The sequence below is a fragment of the Anaerocolumna sedimenticola genome (genome assembly GCF_009931695.1).
Lineage (GTDB): Bacteria > Bacillota > Clostridia > Lachnospirales > Lachnospiraceae > Anaerocolumna > Anaerocolumna sedimenticola.
Genome location: NZ_CP048000.1, coordinates 3,694,351 through 3,710,692 on the forward strand (window position 1 = coordinate 3,694,351; position 16,342 = coordinate 3,710,692).

The window sequence follows — 16,342 nt, forward strand, 5'->3', positions numbered from 1 at the left end:
TAAGGTGCTAAAATAAGAAAAATTTGTTTCAGCATTAGGAGATTATAGGATGATTCGATTATATAGCTTTCAGCTTAATAGGGACGACGATATTTGGCGCTTATAGCTGTGGATTTTCCATAGGTATAAGCGCTAAAAGGCTTATACCTATGCTGGCTAATTTTCGATTTATATTTATAATAGACGAATTAAAACCGCATTGGTATAATAATATATTTTTTATTATATCCATGCGGTTTTTTTATATATTCTTACGATAAAGGGGCGTGATAGTATGCAGCATATAGATTATGTTGGAAAGGATTCTGATTATAGGTTAAATTTCTAATTGAGTTCTGGCCTTTAAGGCCACTGAAACTAGCTAAAAGAATTAATTTTATTATCCTTAAAACATTAGTTTCGCAATTGACTATACAATATATTTCCTATAAGGAGGAATCTATCATGATGAAAATAACAGGTACAATACAACAGAATATAGAAGCAGAAGAGTTAAACAATTATATAGGAAAAAATGTTACGCTAACAGGTTCTGTATATAAAATAAGGAATATGAGCGGATTCGCGTTCGTTATACTTAGGATGAAACGTTCCCTTGTTCAATGTATCCATAGTAAAGAGTATACGGATTATAATATAGAGGAATTAAAAGAGAACAGCTGCATTCATTTAAACGGGGAGGTCGTTGAAGACGGCCGTTCCAAAAAGGGGTATGAAGTCCGCATAAAAGATATATCAGTTTTATCAAAACCGGAAAAAGAAATGCCGGTAGTAATAAATAATAAGGAAATTACAGCGTCCCTGGAAACAATTCTCGACTACAGACCTATTACCTTACGTAATGAAAAAGAACGTGCCATCTTCAAAATACAGGAAGGTATCTGCATTGCTGCGAGAAAATTTTTACAGGAACAACGATTTACTGAAATTCATAGTCCTAAAATAGTATATGCCGGTGCGGAAGGCGGCGCTAATATTTTTAAGCTGGACTACTTTGGCAGGGAAGCTTACCTGGCACAAAGTCCTCAATTCTATAAACAGATGATGGTAGGTGTATATGACAGAGTTTATGAAATCGGTGCGGTTTACAGGGCAGAAAAACATGATACATCCAGACACTTAAATGAATATACCGGTTTGGATTTTGAAATGGGATATATAGATAATTTTACTGATATAATGGAAATGGAAGCCCGAATGTTGCAAAGAGTGATGGATCATTTATTAAAAAATTATTCTCCGGAAATTGAATTATTAAAGGCAAATATTCCTAACTTAACAGAGATACCCTCCATACGGTTTACAGAAGCAAAAGAGTTAATCAGTAAAACCTATCAAAGGGAAATTAAAGATATGGGGGATTTTGAACCGGAAGAAGAACGTTTACTCTGCGAATGTATAAAAAAATCCACCGGAAGTGAATTTGTTTTTGTAACTCATTATCCGACAGTTAAAAGACCGTTTTATGCTATGGAGGATCCTGATAATAAAGAATATACACTTAGCTTTGACTTATTGTTTCGCGGAGTTGAGGTTACTACCGGAGGGCAGCGAATTCACGATTATAAAGAACAGATTGCTAAAATGGAGTATCGGAATATGAATCCTGAATTATTTGAAAGCTTTTTAATGATTCATAAGTATGGAATGCCACCGCACGGCGGGCTGGGTATGGGATTAGAGCGTTTTACCATGTGTTTGTTAAATCAAAATAATGTAAGAGAAGCGTCCTTATTTCCAAGAGACCAGAACCGTTTGGTACCATAATTATAAAAATGTACAAGAATTCCAAAATGTGGTATTATAATAGAAAGTAAATGGTGGCGGAATGATTAAAGATTAATTAAAGGCCAGAAGCCATAATTGGGGGATGTTATGAAGATTCTTGCAATTAACAGTAGTATTAGAAAGCATGGAAATACGGAACGAATATTTCATCTAATGGAGCAGTCCCTGCTTAAAATAGCAAAAGAAAAAGGAAAAACAGTAGAGCTTGAATATATTTCTTTAGGAGAAACCAATATTGAGCCATGCCGTGGATGCCGGTTTTGTTTTGAAAAAGGAGAAGAATTTTGCCCAATAAAAGATAATCTTACCCTGATTAGAAGAAAATTACAGGAAGCAGACGGAATAATTCTCGGAAGTCCCATATATGTTGAAGACGTTAATGGACCGATGAAAAATCTGATAGACCGTATGGCTTTTTATTGCCATCGTCCTTCATTTTCTGGAAAATCTGCGCTTATTTTTACAACTTCAGGTGCCGGTTCCACCAAACACGCATTAAGAACTATGAGAAATGCTCTTAGTACCTGGGGATTTTATATAGCAGTAGAATATAGATTTCGTATGGGTGGATCGGTAATAGCAGAACTGGATGTTATCCAAAAATATAGTGACAAAGTAAATAAATTAGCAACCGTTTTTTTTAATTCCATAGATAATAATAAACCTTTGCACCCGACCATCTATTCATATATGATATTTAAAATACAGCAAACTTACTGGCAAAAGGAAAGTAGTAAGAGAAATAAACTGGATTATGAGTATTGGAAAACGAAAGGATGGCTAGAGCCGTTTTGTGATTATTATATAGATCATAAATGTTTATCGATTAAAAGTAAAACAGCAAGAGTATTGGGAAAGATTATATCCAAATTTTTTGTTTGATGTGGAAGCGGTTTAATCATATTAACTATGTAAGAGGAGTTATAAACTGACTCCTCTTGCAAATAATTTACGCGAAAGCATAATGAGAATTAGCAAGCTTGCTTGCAATAATTCGAACGCCCACGCGAACCGGAGAAAATCGCAAAGCGTGTTTCTTCCGAACATATTCCTATGGTATAAAGTATAATATTATCTTTCAATAATATTATTTCACATATTGCAGCAACTCTTCCGGTTTATCAATAATGTAATCGGCACCTTCCCTTTTTAATATTTCCCGGTTACGAAAACCCCAGGTTACCCCCACACATTTTATACCGGCATTATGGGCGGTGTGCACATCTACATCGGAATCGCCGACATATAGGGCGTCTTCTTTTTCTGAACCTAATTCTTTCAGGGCAGCAAATACACTATCGGGAGCGGGTTTTTTCGCGACATCCGGTGATTCTCCAATAGCAACTTCTATATATTCCTTATAATAGTCGTTACATAAAGCTTTTACTGCAGTGTCATACTTATTTGACACAACAGCGAGTTTAATACCCTTTTCTTTTAAGCTTTTTAACATTTCTGTTATTCCATCATACGGCCTTGTTTTGTTCTGCATGTTTTCGGAATAATGCTTTCGATATAATTTCAGGCATTTGTCAGTATCCTCTGCAGATGTTTTGTTCGGAACGGCAAGATTGATCAATACCTTAACTCCGTTGCCCACAAATTGACGTATTTCATCTATGGTTCTTAAAGGATATCCGAATTTACCTAAGGCGTAATTGACGCTATCGGTTAAATCCTCCAGAGTATTTAAAAGTGTACCGTCTAAATCAAAAATTACTGTAGTATATTTCATTTGTTTCTCCTATCTTTTTCTGGCATAGCTGGGATAAGATTCCTAAATTATGAGATATTAAATTTTTATATCAGCTGCAATAAATTTTACTGCATTACCCTGCTAAATTATATATTGGTCATTCCAATTTATTATAACTCTAACTGTCTGGCAGGTCAAAGTATAATTATTAATAAAATTAATTTCAAATATTAATGAATATAAGCCTTTCTTTCTTAATTTAATTTGCTATAATAGATTTGGAAACATTAATCATATATGGGAGCAAAAACCCGTTCCTATCATCATATGCATGGCGCGAAGGGAGCGCCTTTTATCAGAAATGGAAAAGTAATTTCTGATATATTATATTATCAGGAGGCTTATACCTTATGAAAACCGATATACAAATTGCCCAGGAAGCAAAAATGCAGCATATTAAAGAAGTAGCAGCAACATTAAATATCACGGAAGAAGATTTAGATTATTACGGTAAATATAAAGCTAAATTTTCCGATGAATTATGGGATAAGATAAAAGAGAATCCGGACGGTAAACTGGTACTGGTAACCGCGATTAATCCTACACCGGCCGGAGAGGGTAAAACTACTACAACGGTTGGGCTTGGACAGGCGTTGGGACTGCTTAAGAAAAAAGCAATAATTGCGCTCCGGGAACCTTCCTTAGGACCATGTTTTGGAATCAAGGGGGAGCAGCCGGCGGAGGATATGCTCAGGTAGTTCCCATGGAAGATCTTAATTTACATTTTACCGGTGATTTTCATGCCATTACTTCTGCAAATAATTTATTGGCAGCTATGATGGATAATCATATCCAACAGGGAAATTCTTTAAACATTGATCCAAATCAGATAGTGTGGAAACGCTGCCTTGACATGAATGACAGAGTACTTCGAAACATTGTTGTAGGACTTGGAAGAAAAGCAGATGGTGTGGTAAGAGAAGATCATTTTATCATAACGGTTGCTTCTGAAATAATGGCGGTTTTTTGCCTGGCGGATGATTTAAATGATTTGAAAAATAGACTTAGCCGAATAATAGTTGCTTATACTTATGAGGGTAAACCAGTAACAGCCGGAGACTTAAATGCAGTAGGAGCGATGGCAGCTTTATTAAAAGATGCGATTAAACCGAATCTCATTCAGACCTTAGAAAATACTCCGGCGATTATACATGGCGGACCGTTTGCTAATATTGCCCATGGCTGCAATAGTGTCAGGGCTACCAAAACTGCTCTTAAATTAGCGGATATCGTTGTAACGGAAGCAGGTTTCGGTGCAGATTTAGGTGCGGAAAAGTTTTTTGATATAAAATGTGTCAGCGCCGGTTTAAAGCCAAGTGCTGTTGTACTAGTAGCTACAGTTCGTGCTTTAAAATATAACGGCGGCGTGGAAAAGAAAGATTTGGCTGCCGAAAATCTTACCGCTTTAAAGAACGGAATCGTAAATCTGGAAAAACACATTGAGAATCTTCAAAAGTATGGGGTACCGGTTGTTGTTACTTTAAACCGGTTTGTAACAGATACGGAAAATGAACTAAAATATGTGAAAGAATTCTGTGAAAGCAAAGGATGTGATTTTTCCTTATCCGAAGTATGGGAAAAAGGCGGCGAGGGCGGAATTGATTTAGCTAACAAAGTAATACAGGTTATTGAAACAAAGGAAAGTAATTTTAAACCTTTGTATCAATTAAATATTTCTCTGAAAGAGAAAATTGAGGCCATTGCCAAGGAAATATATGGAGCTGCCACCGTTTCCTATGATCCTGCTGCCGATAAAGCGATAACCCATATTGAAGAATTAGGCTTTAAAGAAGTGCCGGTATGTATGGCAAAAAATCAATATTCCTTATCTGATGATCCGTCTAAGCTTGGCAGACCGACCGGTTTTAATATCCATATCCGGGAAGTTTATATCTCTGCAGGAGCCGGATTTGTGGTTGCCATAACCGGTACCGTTATGACTATGCCTGGGCTTCCTAAAAAACCGGCTGCGGAAGGCATTGATGTGAACAGTGACGGGGTCATAACCGGATTATTTTAGATGACTCTTTCCTTAAACTTGGTCCTTATGAACAAAGTACTGTCTTAATTATGAGTTTTAGGGACTATAAAATGTGCAAAAAACTAATAGTTAATAATAAACCTCCAAGTGTTGCGTATACTTATATTATAAAATAAGAGTATCATGGAGGTTTATTTTTTTTATGGAGATAGTAAAACTGAATTTTGAATATTCAGATGATGTTACCGTAATTAATCGGGAGCAGTTTGAAGCACATATGAGATTATATGAGGGATATGTTAATAAAATAAATGAAATTGATGGATTACTTGCAGATGATCCTGATTTAGAAGGTGCGAATTCTACTTACAGTGAATTCAGGGGTATAAAAAGAGGTGAAACCTATGCATTAAATGGAGTTATTTTACATGAGTTTTACTTTGAGAATATTGGATCAAACAATAATGAACCAGATGAAGTGGTGATGAATTTCCTGTCCAGATTTTTCGGAAGCTACGAACTTTGGCAGGAGCATTTTGTGGCTACGGCAAAAGCCAGCCGAGGTTGGGTAATACTTTGTTATGATCCCCGTTCTGACAGTTTGAGAAACTTAAGCCTGGATTTACATGACTATGGTAATGCAGCTATGTCAATTCCATTATTAGTACTGGATATGTATGAACATGCCTATTTCCTCCAATATGCAGATAATAAAGCAGAATACATAGATAATTTTATGAAAAACATTGATTGGAGCGTTGTAAAGGATCGAATTGAAAGCATGTGAGGATATAACTTATCAGAATTTGATTTTCTAAATTCTGGTAAAGATATTTCCTTAACCATCTTGAAAATGACTTGAGTCTGGTTCGCCAGACTCTTTGTTTTTGATGAAAAAGAAATCCATAACAGATGTTTTCCTGGACGATAATTATTAGGAAGATATTCATATTTTCATATAAATTATAACTTATTGGTATACAATATTTGTTTCATACATATAGTATATAGTAAGTAATAAGTAATAAGTAATAAGTAGTAAGTAATAGGCAGCAAGTAGTAGCTAGTAAGTAATAAGCAATAAGTAATAAGCGGTAATTAGTTAGTAATAAGTAGTGTGGAAATAATTGTAATAATAGTATTAAACAGTATTTGGATTTGAACGATCTGACATAATATAACTTAACATTTATCTTTATTCGGAAAGGAAATAAAATGAATGACTTATCGTTAGTTAATAGATTTGCATTAATATCTTTAAATGGAATACGGGTATCACAGAACTCATTCATATCCCATATGAGAAATCGCTGTTTTATAGCTGCAAAACTACTGGATTTTATTTTTGATGGTATCATGGTGGAAGCAAATAATAATTATCATTTTGCCGATATATCAGGCTATAGATGCGGTGGTACGGACAGAGTGATTTATGATATGTTAAAAAATAAAATTTCAAAAGACTGTACCATTGCAGGATGGATGAAAGTGATAAACACTTTTCCTCAGAAAAAATGTAATCAAATCGCAGAACTAATAATAGATGGTTTAATAAATAACTGCTTACTGGATAATATCCCTTCATTATTAGAATGTGATTTATATTACCAAACTTCTGAAGTAAAGATAAGGCAATATAGATCAGCCCACGGGTTGTATCATTCGGAAATTGATTATATAAAAGCCGAATTATTAGATAATGGTGTTATTTCAGATGAGGTAATATCTTTAATTTGGCTGTTAAAACAGAACGGAGATTTAAAATATATTTTTTCACCAGAAGAGTTAGATAAAGTACAGGAAGTTGTAAATAACATTTATAGAGTAAATAGTTTTGGACATAATTTATTAAGTGCAAGTATAGGTTATGAAACTACCCGCGGGTGGAAAGCGTTTCTTAAAATTAAGAAGAATTTTAGTAAAACACAGCTAGGAAGCGGCATTGTGTTTAAAATTCCTGCCCTGCAAAAAGATGAATCTATTTTTATTGAAACGAATAAAATGTTCTCAAATGCTCAGGAACGTCTTGCTGACGTAAAAAATCGATTAGAGACAAACGGTCACATTTGTGAGGTGAAATCAGAAGGAGAAGTTCCTTTGGTAGAGATTGATAATATATTATATGAACTCATTCCAGACGCAGTAAGTGTCAGTCTATTAAACGTTCATGGAGTTCGTCTAAGGCGTTTTTTAGTTTGATTCTGTAATTAGATAAAGCAGGTGAGTATTATGTCCAGACAGAGAAGTATTGAAACAATCCAGACAGCAGAATATGTATCCATAGGAGAATTGGTACGTTTAACAGGAATAAGGTATAGTACGCTTAAGTTTTATACCGAAGAAGGGTTCCTTCCATTTATACAAGAGGGAGAGAAATTAACCAGGCGTTATCATAGAGTGGAATCTATAGATAAAATTAATAAAATAATAGATTTAAGAGAAAAAGGTTTCACTATTAGTCAGTTAAAGGAAATCTTTATTTAATCGGAGCAAGAATAATGAGGTTACCGGCCAGTGCCGAAAGGCACTGGCTTTCACTTTTATTCAAACCAGGGCTTTCATGGAATTATATATTTAATTTCTCTTAAAAGCCTGTTCGCAATAGATACAGCGGTAAACCCCTTTTTCTCTGTCCGTTAATTTGAAACTGTGGGGTAATTCTCTTTCAATGGATGTGATACATCTGGGGTTTTTGCATTTAATTATATTGGTAACTTTTTCGGGGAGATTTAAATTGCGTTTAGTGATTATCTGCCCGTTTTCTATGATATTAATGGTTATATTCCGGTCTAAAACACCCAGAATATCAAGATCAATATCTAAATGGCCTTCGATTTTAATGATATCTTTTTTACCCATTTTATTACTTTTGGCATTTTTAATAATGGCCACGCTGCAGTCCAGTTTTTCTAAGTTCAGGTAAGAATATATCTTCATGGCACCGCCAGCTTCAATGTGGTCAATTACGATTCCCTGATTTAATCCGCCGATATTTAACATGTTTCAACCTCCAATAATTTCATAATCAATGCCATTCTTACATAAACCCCAAATTCAGCCTGCTTAAAATAAACGGCTCGTGGGTCTTTATCTACTTCCGTGGCGATTTCATTTACCCTTGGCAGAGGATGGAGTACCAGCATGTCTTTTTTAGCATATTCCATTTTTTTAGCATCAAGAATGAAAGAATCTTTTAAGCGGATATAATCTTCTTCATTAAAAAAACGTTCCTTCTGTACTCGGGTCATATAAAGTAAATCAAGCTGCGGCATAACCTCTTCCAATACTTTAACTTCCTTATAAGGTACATGGTTGGCATCCAATACTTCTTCTCTTAAATAGGTAGGAATCTTTAATTCATCCGGTGAAATTAATACAAAATTTATATTCTCATAACGAACTAATGCATTAATTAAGGAGTGGACGGTTCGGCCGAATTTTAAGTCTCCACAAAAACCAACGGTAAGATTATTTAACCGTCCTTTTAATGTTTGAATTGTTAATAAATCGGTAAGTGTTTGAGTGGGATGATTGTGACCGCCGTCACCGGCATTGATAACTGGAATGGAAGAATAAATAGAAGCAACTAAGGGAGCACCCTCTTTAGGATGGCGCATAGCACAGATATCAGCATAACTGGAAATAACTCGAATCGTATCGGCAACACTTTCACCTTTTGCAGCAGAACTGGAATCTGCAGAAGAAAAACCTAAAACACTGCCGCCAAGATTTAGCATGGCAGCTTCAAAACTTAATCTGGTTCTTGTACTTGGTTCATAGAATAGAGTTGCTAACTTTTTGCCATGGCATACATTAGCATATTTCTTGGGATCTAAAATGATATCACCCGCTAAATCCAGAATTTCCTTTAATTCGGAAACCGATAAGTCAAGGGGACTGATCAGATGTTTCATAAGCACCTCCGTAAATTAGGTTTATTATTCAACTGCATATTATACTATAGTGTGATTTTTATTACAACTAACTTTTTATCGTTTTATAATTAATAAATATTATAAGTATTTATTAAAATATATAATAAATCTCTCAATCTTAAGTATTATTCATTTTTCCTATTTTATATCAATGAAGCTGGTACAGATATGTAAAATAATAGGTATACTTTATCCAAAAATAAGTTATAATAGATATGATAATAAATAATGGCGTTCTAAAGTCTGACGTCTTATGTTAAGGAGGAAATAAGCATGAAATCAAAAGTAGATCCAGATCTTTGCATATCATGTGAACTTTGTACGAATATTTGTCCTGATGTGTATAGTATGGGCGATGATGGATATGCACATGCTATCGACGGAGACATCCCGGAGGAAAAACTGGCTGATGCTGAAAATGCCCGTGACAGTTGTCCGACAAGTGCAATTGATTTATTTTAACTACCTTGTATTGTGAGAATAGTCTTATAGAAACACCAGAAAAATTTCATAATCTCACTATGCTTATGTGTAGATTAAAGGAAGGGTTAAGTGTATTTATACCGAAAGGAAGGAACCAACCAGATAAATACACTCAACCCTTTTAACTTTAAAGTATAGTGAGAATATGTATGATTTCTTGAACCAAAACCAACTACTTAGAAACCAAAATATCTCTTTGAATTATTGTAAGAGATATCTTTCACCATCTGTCCCAAATAGTTCATATCCTTTGGATATTCACCATTTTCAACCCATTTGCCAATCATGTCACAGAGTATCCGCCTGAAATACTCATGCCTTGTATAGGAAATAAAACTTCTAGAATCCGTTAGCATACCGATAAAATTTGATAGCAGTCCCACATTTGCAAGAGCGGTCATCTGATCTGTCATACCCATTTTATGGTCATTAAACCACCAGGCAGATCCGTGCTGTAATTTACCTATGGCTTTTGCATCCTGAAAGCATCCGATAACGGTATTAATTGCCGCATTATCGTTTGGATTTAAGGAATAGATAATAGTTTTAGGTAATTCGTCCGTACAGTTTAAGGCATTTAAAAATTCTGACATTTGAGCAGAAGAGGAGTAACTATTAATACAGTCATATCCCGTATCCGGACCTAATTTAGCAAATCGAAGAGAATTATTGTTACGTTTTGTACCGTAATGTAACTGCATAGTCCAACCAAATTTATTATATTGTTTTCCAACATAAAGCATGAAAGCGGTTTTGAATTTTAATTGTTCTAATTCATCCGGTATATTATCTGACATCCTTTTGGCAAAAATAGCTTCAATTTCGTCCAAACCGGCAGGCTGATACATAATATATTCCAGGGCATGATCCGATAATTTGCAACCCATGGAATCAAAGAATTGAATTCGGTTTCCAAGTGCATCACAAAGGGAAGCAAAATCAGTGACAGGGATCTTACTTACATTAGATAACTCAGCCAGATAATCGAGGTATTCCGGTTTCTCAATATTCATAGCCTTATCCGGGCGGAAAGCAGGAAGGACTTTTACATCAAAAGAAGAGTCTTCTTTTATTTTTTTATGCCATTCAAGTGAGTCCACAGGATCATCGGTTGTACAGATAATTTCCACATTGGATTGTTTTATAATATTATGTACATTCATGGAAGGTTTTTTTAGCTTTTCGTTACATAGATTCCAGACTTCTTCTGCCGTATCCGCATTTAAAACACCGTGATAATCAAAATAGCGCTGTAATTCCAAATGACTCCAATGATATAACGGATTACCGATAGCTTTTGGAAGTGTTTCAGCCCACTTCATGAATTTTTCTTTATCCGGGGCATCTCCGGTAATATATTGTTCCTCAATGCCATTAGCTCTCATTAAACGCCATTTATAATGATCGCCGCCAAGCCAAACCTGTGTAATATTTCTAAAACTGATATTTTCTGCAATTTCTCTTGGACTGATATGGCAGTGATAATCGATGATTGGCATAACCGATGCATAATTATGGAATAATTCTTTTGCTGTCTCTGTCGATAATAAAAAATCCTTATCTAAAAAAGCTTTCATTTCTAAATCCTCCTGGCATATTAAAAATTTGTTGTATAGCGTTCTACTAGATCGTTGGAAATAGTAGTTTTATTTGGAGCTTTTTGATTGTTTAGTACACGCATTAAGGTATTGACGGTAGTAATGCTTAAGGTTTCTACATGGTTGTCGACGGAAGTAAGTTCCGGTTCACAGCAGGTTGCTAACAGAGAGTTATTATAACCGATAATACTTAAATCCTCAGGGATGCTAAGACCTTTTAATTTTGCATATTTTATTGCACCAACACCCAGAATATCTTCTGCTGCTATCACCGCATTAAATTTTAAACCATTCATTGATAAATGAAGCAATAAATCCCTGGTACCCTCTATGGTAGCCGGGCAGATATGGATGTTTTCTTCCTTTAATGTATGCAATTTATCCATAAGAGCGGCTTTAAAGCCATTCAGTTTTTGTATACTGCTATAGGATTTGGATGTATATAAGAATAAGATATCCTTTTTTCCCTGGTTCAGTAAAAGGGAAGTTGCATCATAAACGGCTTGATGATCATCGCATAAGGTACAATAAATATTGGGTTTGTTTAAATTTCCATTCATAAGCATGATTGGAACTTCATCAGCAGCTTCCATAATATAGGTATTATCTTTCGTATTTGCTTCCAGAAAGTAGGAACCCACAATTACTAAAGCATCGATTCGTTTCGATAGAAGAAGTTTCAGATAATTCTGCTTATTCTTTAATTCATATCCGGTACAGCATAAAAAGGAATCGTATCCGTTTTTACGGAGTTCCCGTTCTAAATAATAAACAGCATTTGCTAAAAATGGGTCTGAGGAATCTGCACACATAATTCCAATGGTTTTCATGGTATTTAACCCCAGACCTCTGGCAAAAACATTAGGGGTATAACCGAGTTCTTCCATGACCCTCAGAACTTTTTGTTTTGTTTTCTCACTTACCTTGGAATTTCCGTTAATAACTCTGGAAACGGTTGCAATGGATACACCGGCTTTTTCTGAAACATCATATATATTCATATACCACCTCCGTATATGTAAGTACTTACATTTAAATATAAATCAATCTTCGATCTGGATTTTATTATACTATAAAATAGTGTCAGTTACAATACATGAATTCAATATATTTTAGTAATATTATTATCTTTAACAATAATCTATCGATTAGATTTTAAAGAATTTCTAAGAAATGATTGACACAAACTTGTATTACTATTAAAATAAATGTAAGAGCTTACATATATTTAATTTCATAGAAATGAGAGACAATAATCCTATTAATTAAAATCAAGGAGGCTATTATGAAAAGTTTAAACAAATCAATGACGAATGCAACCCAAAGGCCGGTTAAAGTATTACAATTCGGAGAGGGTAATTTTTTGCGTGCTTTTGTAGATTATATGATTGATATTGCTAATGAACAGGGGGTATTTAACGGGAACATCGCTATCGTAAAACCGATTGCTTACGGCAATTTAGATGCATTTCATAAGCAGGAATGCTGTTATACCGTTTCTTTGAGAGGAAAGGAAAACGGTGAAACAAAGGTATTAAACCGGATTGTTACAAGCGTTTCCGATGCGATAGACTGTATCAACGAATATGATAAATACAGCGCTTATGCAAAATCGGAAAGCTTAAGATTTATCGTGTCCAATACCACGGAGGCAGGTATTGTTTTTGATAAGACAGATTCATTTAAAGAAAATCCTCCTAAAACATTTCCCGGAAAATTAACAAAATTATTATTTGAAAGATACGAATATTTTAAAGGAGATTCAACAAAAGGATTAGTAATGATTCCTTGTGAACTAATTGAAAATAATGGCGGATCTTTAAAACAGTGTATTTTAAAATATGCTGATCTATGGAAACTGGACGGAGGTTTTCTTAATTGGATAAATGAAGCCTGTATATTCTGCAGTACTCTGGTAGACAGAATTGTAACGGGTTATCCCAAAGAGGAAGCAGAAACTATATTCAAAGAATTAGGATATGAAGATGCCTTATTAGTAACCGGTGAAATCTTCGGATTATGGGTAATTGAAAGTGAAAAAGATATATCTGAGGAATTCCCTTTGGATAAAGCAGGACTTCCTGTTATCTTTACGAATAATCAGAAACCGTACAGAGAGAGAAAAGTAAGAATTTTAAATGGTGCCCATACTTCTTTTGTACTGGCATCTTTCCTCGCAGGCAATGATTACGTAAAGGAATCCATGGAAGATGAAGATGTTAAAACGTTTATGACTAAAACAATATTTGATGAAATAATACCTACCCTATCTCTACCTAAGGAAGAACTGATTACCTTTGCGGAATCAGTGATTGAGAGATTTGAAAATCCATATATTAAACATGCTTTATTATCTATTTCGCTTAATTCCGTGTCCAAATGGAAAGCAAGGTGCCTTCCGAGCTTTCAAGGTTATGTTAGTAAATATGGTAAAATCCCGTCCCATTTAACTTTTTCCTTAGCTGCATTACTTAGTTTTTACCGCAGTGAGGAACGTGGTGAAAATGCATTAATCGGCCGCAGAGATGATGAAACCTATATGATAATGGATGATGAATATGTCTTGGACTTTTTCGTTAAGTATGCGAAACTCCCAACCAGAGAAATGGTGGAGGCATATCTTAAGGATAAGTCCTTATTTGGGGATGATATAGCAAAATACAGAAGCCTTGCCGATATTATTACATTATATATGGAAAATATCGAAAAATACGGCATGCGTGAAGCAATGAAAAAAATTTCCGAATAAGGATGGTGCAGGTCATATGCAGGAATTTATAAGAATTAATAAATTGGATAATGTGGCTGTTGCTTTAACAGAATTGCAGGCGGGAATTACTATTGCAGCAGACAATAAAAGTATTATATTAAAAGAAACGATACCGGCAGGACACAAGTTTGCGGTGAAAGACATCGGTTTAAATGATAAGGTTATAAAATATGGTTCACCTATTGGAGTAGCAAAAGAAGATATAAAAAACGGCAGCTGGGTTCATACCCATAATATTAAAACAACTTTGGATGAGAGCAGGGAATATGAATATCAGCCGGAGTTTAAAGATATAAAATCAACACAAAAGGCGTATTTTCAGGGATTTAAAAGAAGTGATGGAAAAGTGGGAATCCGTAATGAAATATGGATTATACCAACTGTTGGGTGTGTTAATTCCATAGCAACTGCTTTGGAAAAACAGTCGGCATCCCTTGTACAGAATAATATTGAGGGAATTGTCTCATTTCCTCATCCTTATGGATGTTCCCAGATGGGGGATGATCAGGAAAACACTAGACAAATACTGGCAGATATTATTAATCATCCAAATGCCGGGGGTGTACTGGTATTAGGATTAGGTTGTGAAAACAGTAATATAGCTGAATTAATGCCATATATCGGCAAACATGATGAGAAACGTGTTAAATTTCTTCAATGCCAGGATGTTGATGATGAGATGGAAGCAGCAATGACTTTGTTAAAGGAATTAGCAGATTATGCTGATACCTTTAAGCGAGAGAAGATAAGTGCAGAAGAATTGATTATTGGTTTGAAATGCGGCGGTTCTGACGGATTCTCCGGAATTACAGCAAATCCATTGGTAGGAGCTTTTTCAGATTTGATCATTTCCAAAGGAGGAACTACTATTTTAACCGAAGTACCTGAAATGTTCGGCGCGGAAACCCTTCTCATGAACCGTTGCAAAAATGAGGAATTGTTTGAAAAGACGGTAAAACTTATCAATAATTTCAAACAATATTATATCAGCAATAACCAGACCGTATATGAAAATCCGTCGCCTGGTAATAAAAAGGGAGGAATCTCTACCCTTGAAGATAAATCTTTAGGTTGTACACAGAAATCCGGTAATGCACCGGTATCCGATGTACTTTCTTATGGTGAAATAGTAAAGGCGAAAGGTTTGAACCTCTTAAGTGCTCCTGGTAATGATCTGGTTGCTTCAACTGCTTTAGCAGCATCCGGAGCACATATAGTACTTTTTACTACGGGCAGGGGAACTCCTTTTGCATCACCGGTACCAACGGTAAAAATAGCCAGCAATACGCCCTTGTCTAAGAAAAAAGTAAATTGGATTGATTTTAATGCAGGCCAGCTTGTGGAGGGCAGCGGAATGGAAGAGTTATCGGAGCAGTTATTCCAATATGTAATAGAAGTGGCTTCAGGAAAAAAAGTAAAATCAGAAGAAGAGGGATACCACGATATGGCTATTTTTAAAAAAGGTGTTACACTTTAATCAGGGATATAAATGGGAAGGTACATATATTAAAAATAAAGCTCTGTTAGATAATAATATTGGTATAAGAATGTGATAGAAGGAGGGATATGATGTTCCCTCCTTTTAAGCATATAATAGTGAAAGATGAGAAGCTATTACTATTTATTTTCTGCCAAATTACATTTGAAGTATTGCATATATTAAATTCCTCAGGTAATTTATATCCTTTTTCTCGTTCGTTCCTTTCTGCTCAATTGCACATAGTGTAAATTTCTCCAATAAATAAATTCTATCCACTTATAATATTTAGCATTACTGAACCCGAATTGGGGAAATTACAAAATTTCTGTGAGAAACTTATCAAAAATCTTTTTATGATCTCTAAAGATAATCCCATCTGTTTTTTAAAGCCGGTATTCCGCTTCCGGTGTTTACGAGTAAATTTTTCTTTTAACTAAATGTTCCTTTATATAGGGATACTTGTTTATTATAAGTAATTCCCCTATATGTAAGTGCTTACACAATATAAGTTGTTTTATACCCTCCGCTTATATTGTGATTTAGTTAACAGG

The 16,342-nt window shown here is 34.9% G+C and carries 13 protein-coding genes and 1 pseudogene; 9 read left to right on the forward strand and 5 right to left on the reverse strand.

All coding sequences use genetic code 11. The annotated features are described in order from the left end of the window. Positions 1–444: 444 nt before the first annotated feature. Positions 445–1,767, forward strand: a complete 1,323-nt coding sequence (aspS, locus tag Ana3638_RS16375; RefSeq protein WP_330587616.1) for an aspartate--tRNA(Asn) ligase — start codon at positions 445–447, stop codon at positions 1,765–1,767. 108 nt (positions 1,768–1,875) lie between these two features. Beyond that, entirely contained in the window at positions 1,876–2,670 is a 795-nt protein-coding gene (locus tag Ana3638_RS16380; RefSeq protein ID WP_161838990.1) for a flavodoxin family protein, read from the forward strand. Positions 2,671–2,875: 205 nt separating this feature from the next. Here Ana3638_RS16380 and Ana3638_RS16385 read toward each other — a convergent pair whose 3' ends face one another. Then, positions 2,876–3,523: an HAD family hydrolase gene (locus Ana3638_RS16385; RefSeq protein WP_161838991.1), complete on the reverse strand. Its 648-nt coding sequence runs from the start codon at positions 3,521–3,523 to the stop codon at positions 2,876–2,878. Positions 3,524–3,894: 371 nt separating this feature from the next. Between Ana3638_RS16385 and Ana3638_RS16390 the strand changes: the two are divergent. The 4 genes and pseudogenes from Ana3638_RS16390 (at position 3,895) to Ana3638_RS16405 (ending at position 8,009) form a co-directional block, all read left to right on the forward strand. Continuing rightward, positions 3,895–5,564 (forward strand): annotated as a pseudogene (locus Ana3638_RS16390) (formate--tetrahydrofolate ligase). A 163-nt stretch (positions 5,565–5,727) separates the two neighbouring features. After that, the gene (locus tag Ana3638_RS16395; RefSeq protein ID WP_161838992.1) at positions 5,728–6,312 is read left to right on the forward strand and encodes a superoxide dismutase; all 585 of its coding nucleotides are present in this window, start codon (positions 5,728–5,730) and stop codon (positions 6,310–6,312) included. A gap of 569 nt (positions 6,313–6,881) precedes the next feature. Beyond that, positions 6,882–7,724, forward strand: a complete 843-nt coding sequence (locus Ana3638_RS16400) for a hypothetical protein (protein WP_161838993.1) — start codon at positions 6,882–6,884, stop codon at positions 7,722–7,724. Between the two features lie 30 nt (positions 7,725–7,754). After that, the gene (locus Ana3638_RS16405; RefSeq protein ID WP_161838994.1) at positions 7,755–8,009 is read left to right on the forward strand and encodes a helix-turn-helix domain-containing protein; all 255 of its coding nucleotides are present in this window, start codon (positions 7,755–7,757) and stop codon (positions 8,007–8,009) included. A gap of 90 nt (positions 8,010–8,099) precedes the next feature. Here the strand turns inward: Ana3638_RS16405 and Ana3638_RS16410 are convergent, their stop codons facing one another. Further along, positions 8,100–8,525 (reverse strand): aspartate carbamoyltransferase regulatory subunit, encoded by a 426-nt coding sequence (locus Ana3638_RS16410; protein WP_161838995.1) that lies wholly within the window; start codon positions 8,523–8,525, stop codon positions 8,100–8,102. Beyond that, entirely contained in the window at positions 8,519–9,439 is a 921-nt protein-coding gene (pyrB, locus tag Ana3638_RS16415; protein WP_161838996.1) for an aspartate carbamoyltransferase, read from the reverse strand. The genes Ana3638_RS16410 and pyrB overlap by 7 nt, the downstream gene beginning before the upstream one ends. 294 nt (positions 9,440–9,733) lie before the next feature. Between pyrB and Ana3638_RS16420 the strand changes: the two genes are divergently transcribed. Continuing rightward, a complete protein-coding gene (locus Ana3638_RS16420; RefSeq protein WP_161838997.1) occupies positions 9,734–9,922 on the forward strand; it encodes a ferredoxin in 189 nt (62 codons plus the stop codon). 197 nt (positions 9,923–10,119) lie between these two features. Here the strand turns inward: Ana3638_RS16420 and uxaC are convergent, their stop codons facing one another. Then, positions 10,120–11,520: a glucuronate isomerase gene (gene uxaC, locus Ana3638_RS16425; protein ID WP_161838998.1), complete on the reverse strand. Its 1,401-nt coding sequence runs from the start codon at positions 11,518–11,520 to the stop codon at positions 10,120–10,122. A 20-nt stretch (positions 11,521–11,540) separates the two neighbouring features. After that, the gene (locus tag Ana3638_RS16430; RefSeq protein ID WP_161838999.1) at positions 11,541–12,542 is read right to left on the reverse strand and encodes a LacI family DNA-binding transcriptional regulator; all 1,002 of its coding nucleotides are present in this window, start codon (positions 12,540–12,542) and stop codon (positions 11,541–11,543) included. Between the two features lie 284 nt (positions 12,543–12,826). Between Ana3638_RS16430 and Ana3638_RS16435 the strand changes: the two genes are divergently transcribed. Together Ana3638_RS16435 and Ana3638_RS16440 are read left to right on the forward strand one after the other, a co-directional pair. Next, positions 12,827–14,290 (forward strand): tagaturonate reductase, encoded by a 1,464-nt coding sequence (locus tag Ana3638_RS16435; RefSeq protein ID WP_161839000.1) that lies wholly within the window; start codon positions 12,827–12,829, stop codon positions 14,288–14,290. A 16-nt stretch (positions 14,291–14,306) separates the two neighbouring features. Continuing rightward, the gene (locus Ana3638_RS16440) at positions 14,307–15,788 is read left to right on the forward strand and encodes a UxaA family hydrolase (protein WP_161839001.1); all 1,482 of its coding nucleotides are present in this window, start codon (positions 14,307–14,309) and stop codon (positions 15,786–15,788) included. The last annotated feature ends 554 nt before the right edge of the window (positions 15,789–16,342 follow it).

Excerpts from the sequence above, each read along its gene's own strand:
- aspS (WP_330587616.1), top strand. The coding sequence starts at position 445 with ATGATGAAAATAACAGGTACAATACAACAGAATATAGAAGCAGAAGAG.
- Ana3638_RS16430 (WP_161838999.1), bottom strand. The coding sequence starts at position 12,542 with ATGAATATATATGATGTTTCAGAAAAAGCCGGTGTATCCATTGCAACC.
- Ana3638_RS16385 (WP_161838991.1), bottom strand. The coding sequence starts at position 3,523 with ATGAAATATACTACAGTAATTTTTGATTTAGACGGTACACTTTTAAAT.
- uxaC (WP_161838998.1), bottom strand. The coding sequence starts at position 11,520 with ATGAAAGCTTTTTTAGATAAGGATTTTTTATTATCGACAGAGACAGCA.
- Ana3638_RS16405 (WP_161838994.1), top strand. The coding sequence starts at position 7,755 with ATGTCCAGACAGAGAAGTATTGAAACAATCCAGACAGCAGAATATGTA.
- Ana3638_RS16420 (WP_161838997.1), top strand. The coding sequence starts at position 9,734 with ATGAAATCAAAAGTAGATCCAGATCTTTGCATATCATGTGAACTTTGT.
- Ana3638_RS16395 (WP_161838992.1), top strand. The coding sequence starts at position 5,728 with ATGGAGATAGTAAAACTGAATTTTGAATATTCAGATGATGTTACCGTA.
- pyrB (WP_161838996.1), bottom strand. The coding sequence starts at position 9,439 with ATGAAACATCTGATCAGTCCCCTTGACTTATCGGTTTCCGAATTAAAG.
- Ana3638_RS16400 (WP_161838993.1), top strand. The coding sequence starts at position 6,882 with ATGGTGGAAGCAAATAATAATTATCATTTTGCCGATATATCAGGCTAT.
- Ana3638_RS16410 (WP_161838995.1), bottom strand. The coding sequence starts at position 8,525 with ATGTTAAATATCGGCGGATTAAATCAGGGAATCGTAATTGACCACATT.
- Ana3638_RS16440 (WP_161839001.1), top strand. The coding sequence starts at position 14,307 with ATGCAGGAATTTATAAGAATTAATAAATTGGATAATGTGGCTGTTGCT.
- Ana3638_RS16380 (WP_161838990.1), top strand. The coding sequence starts at position 1,876 with ATGAAGATTCTTGCAATTAACAGTAGTATTAGAAAGCATGGAAATACG.
- Ana3638_RS16435 (WP_161839000.1), top strand. The coding sequence starts at position 12,827 with ATGAAAAGTTTAAACAAATCAATGACGAATGCAACCCAAAGGCCGGTT.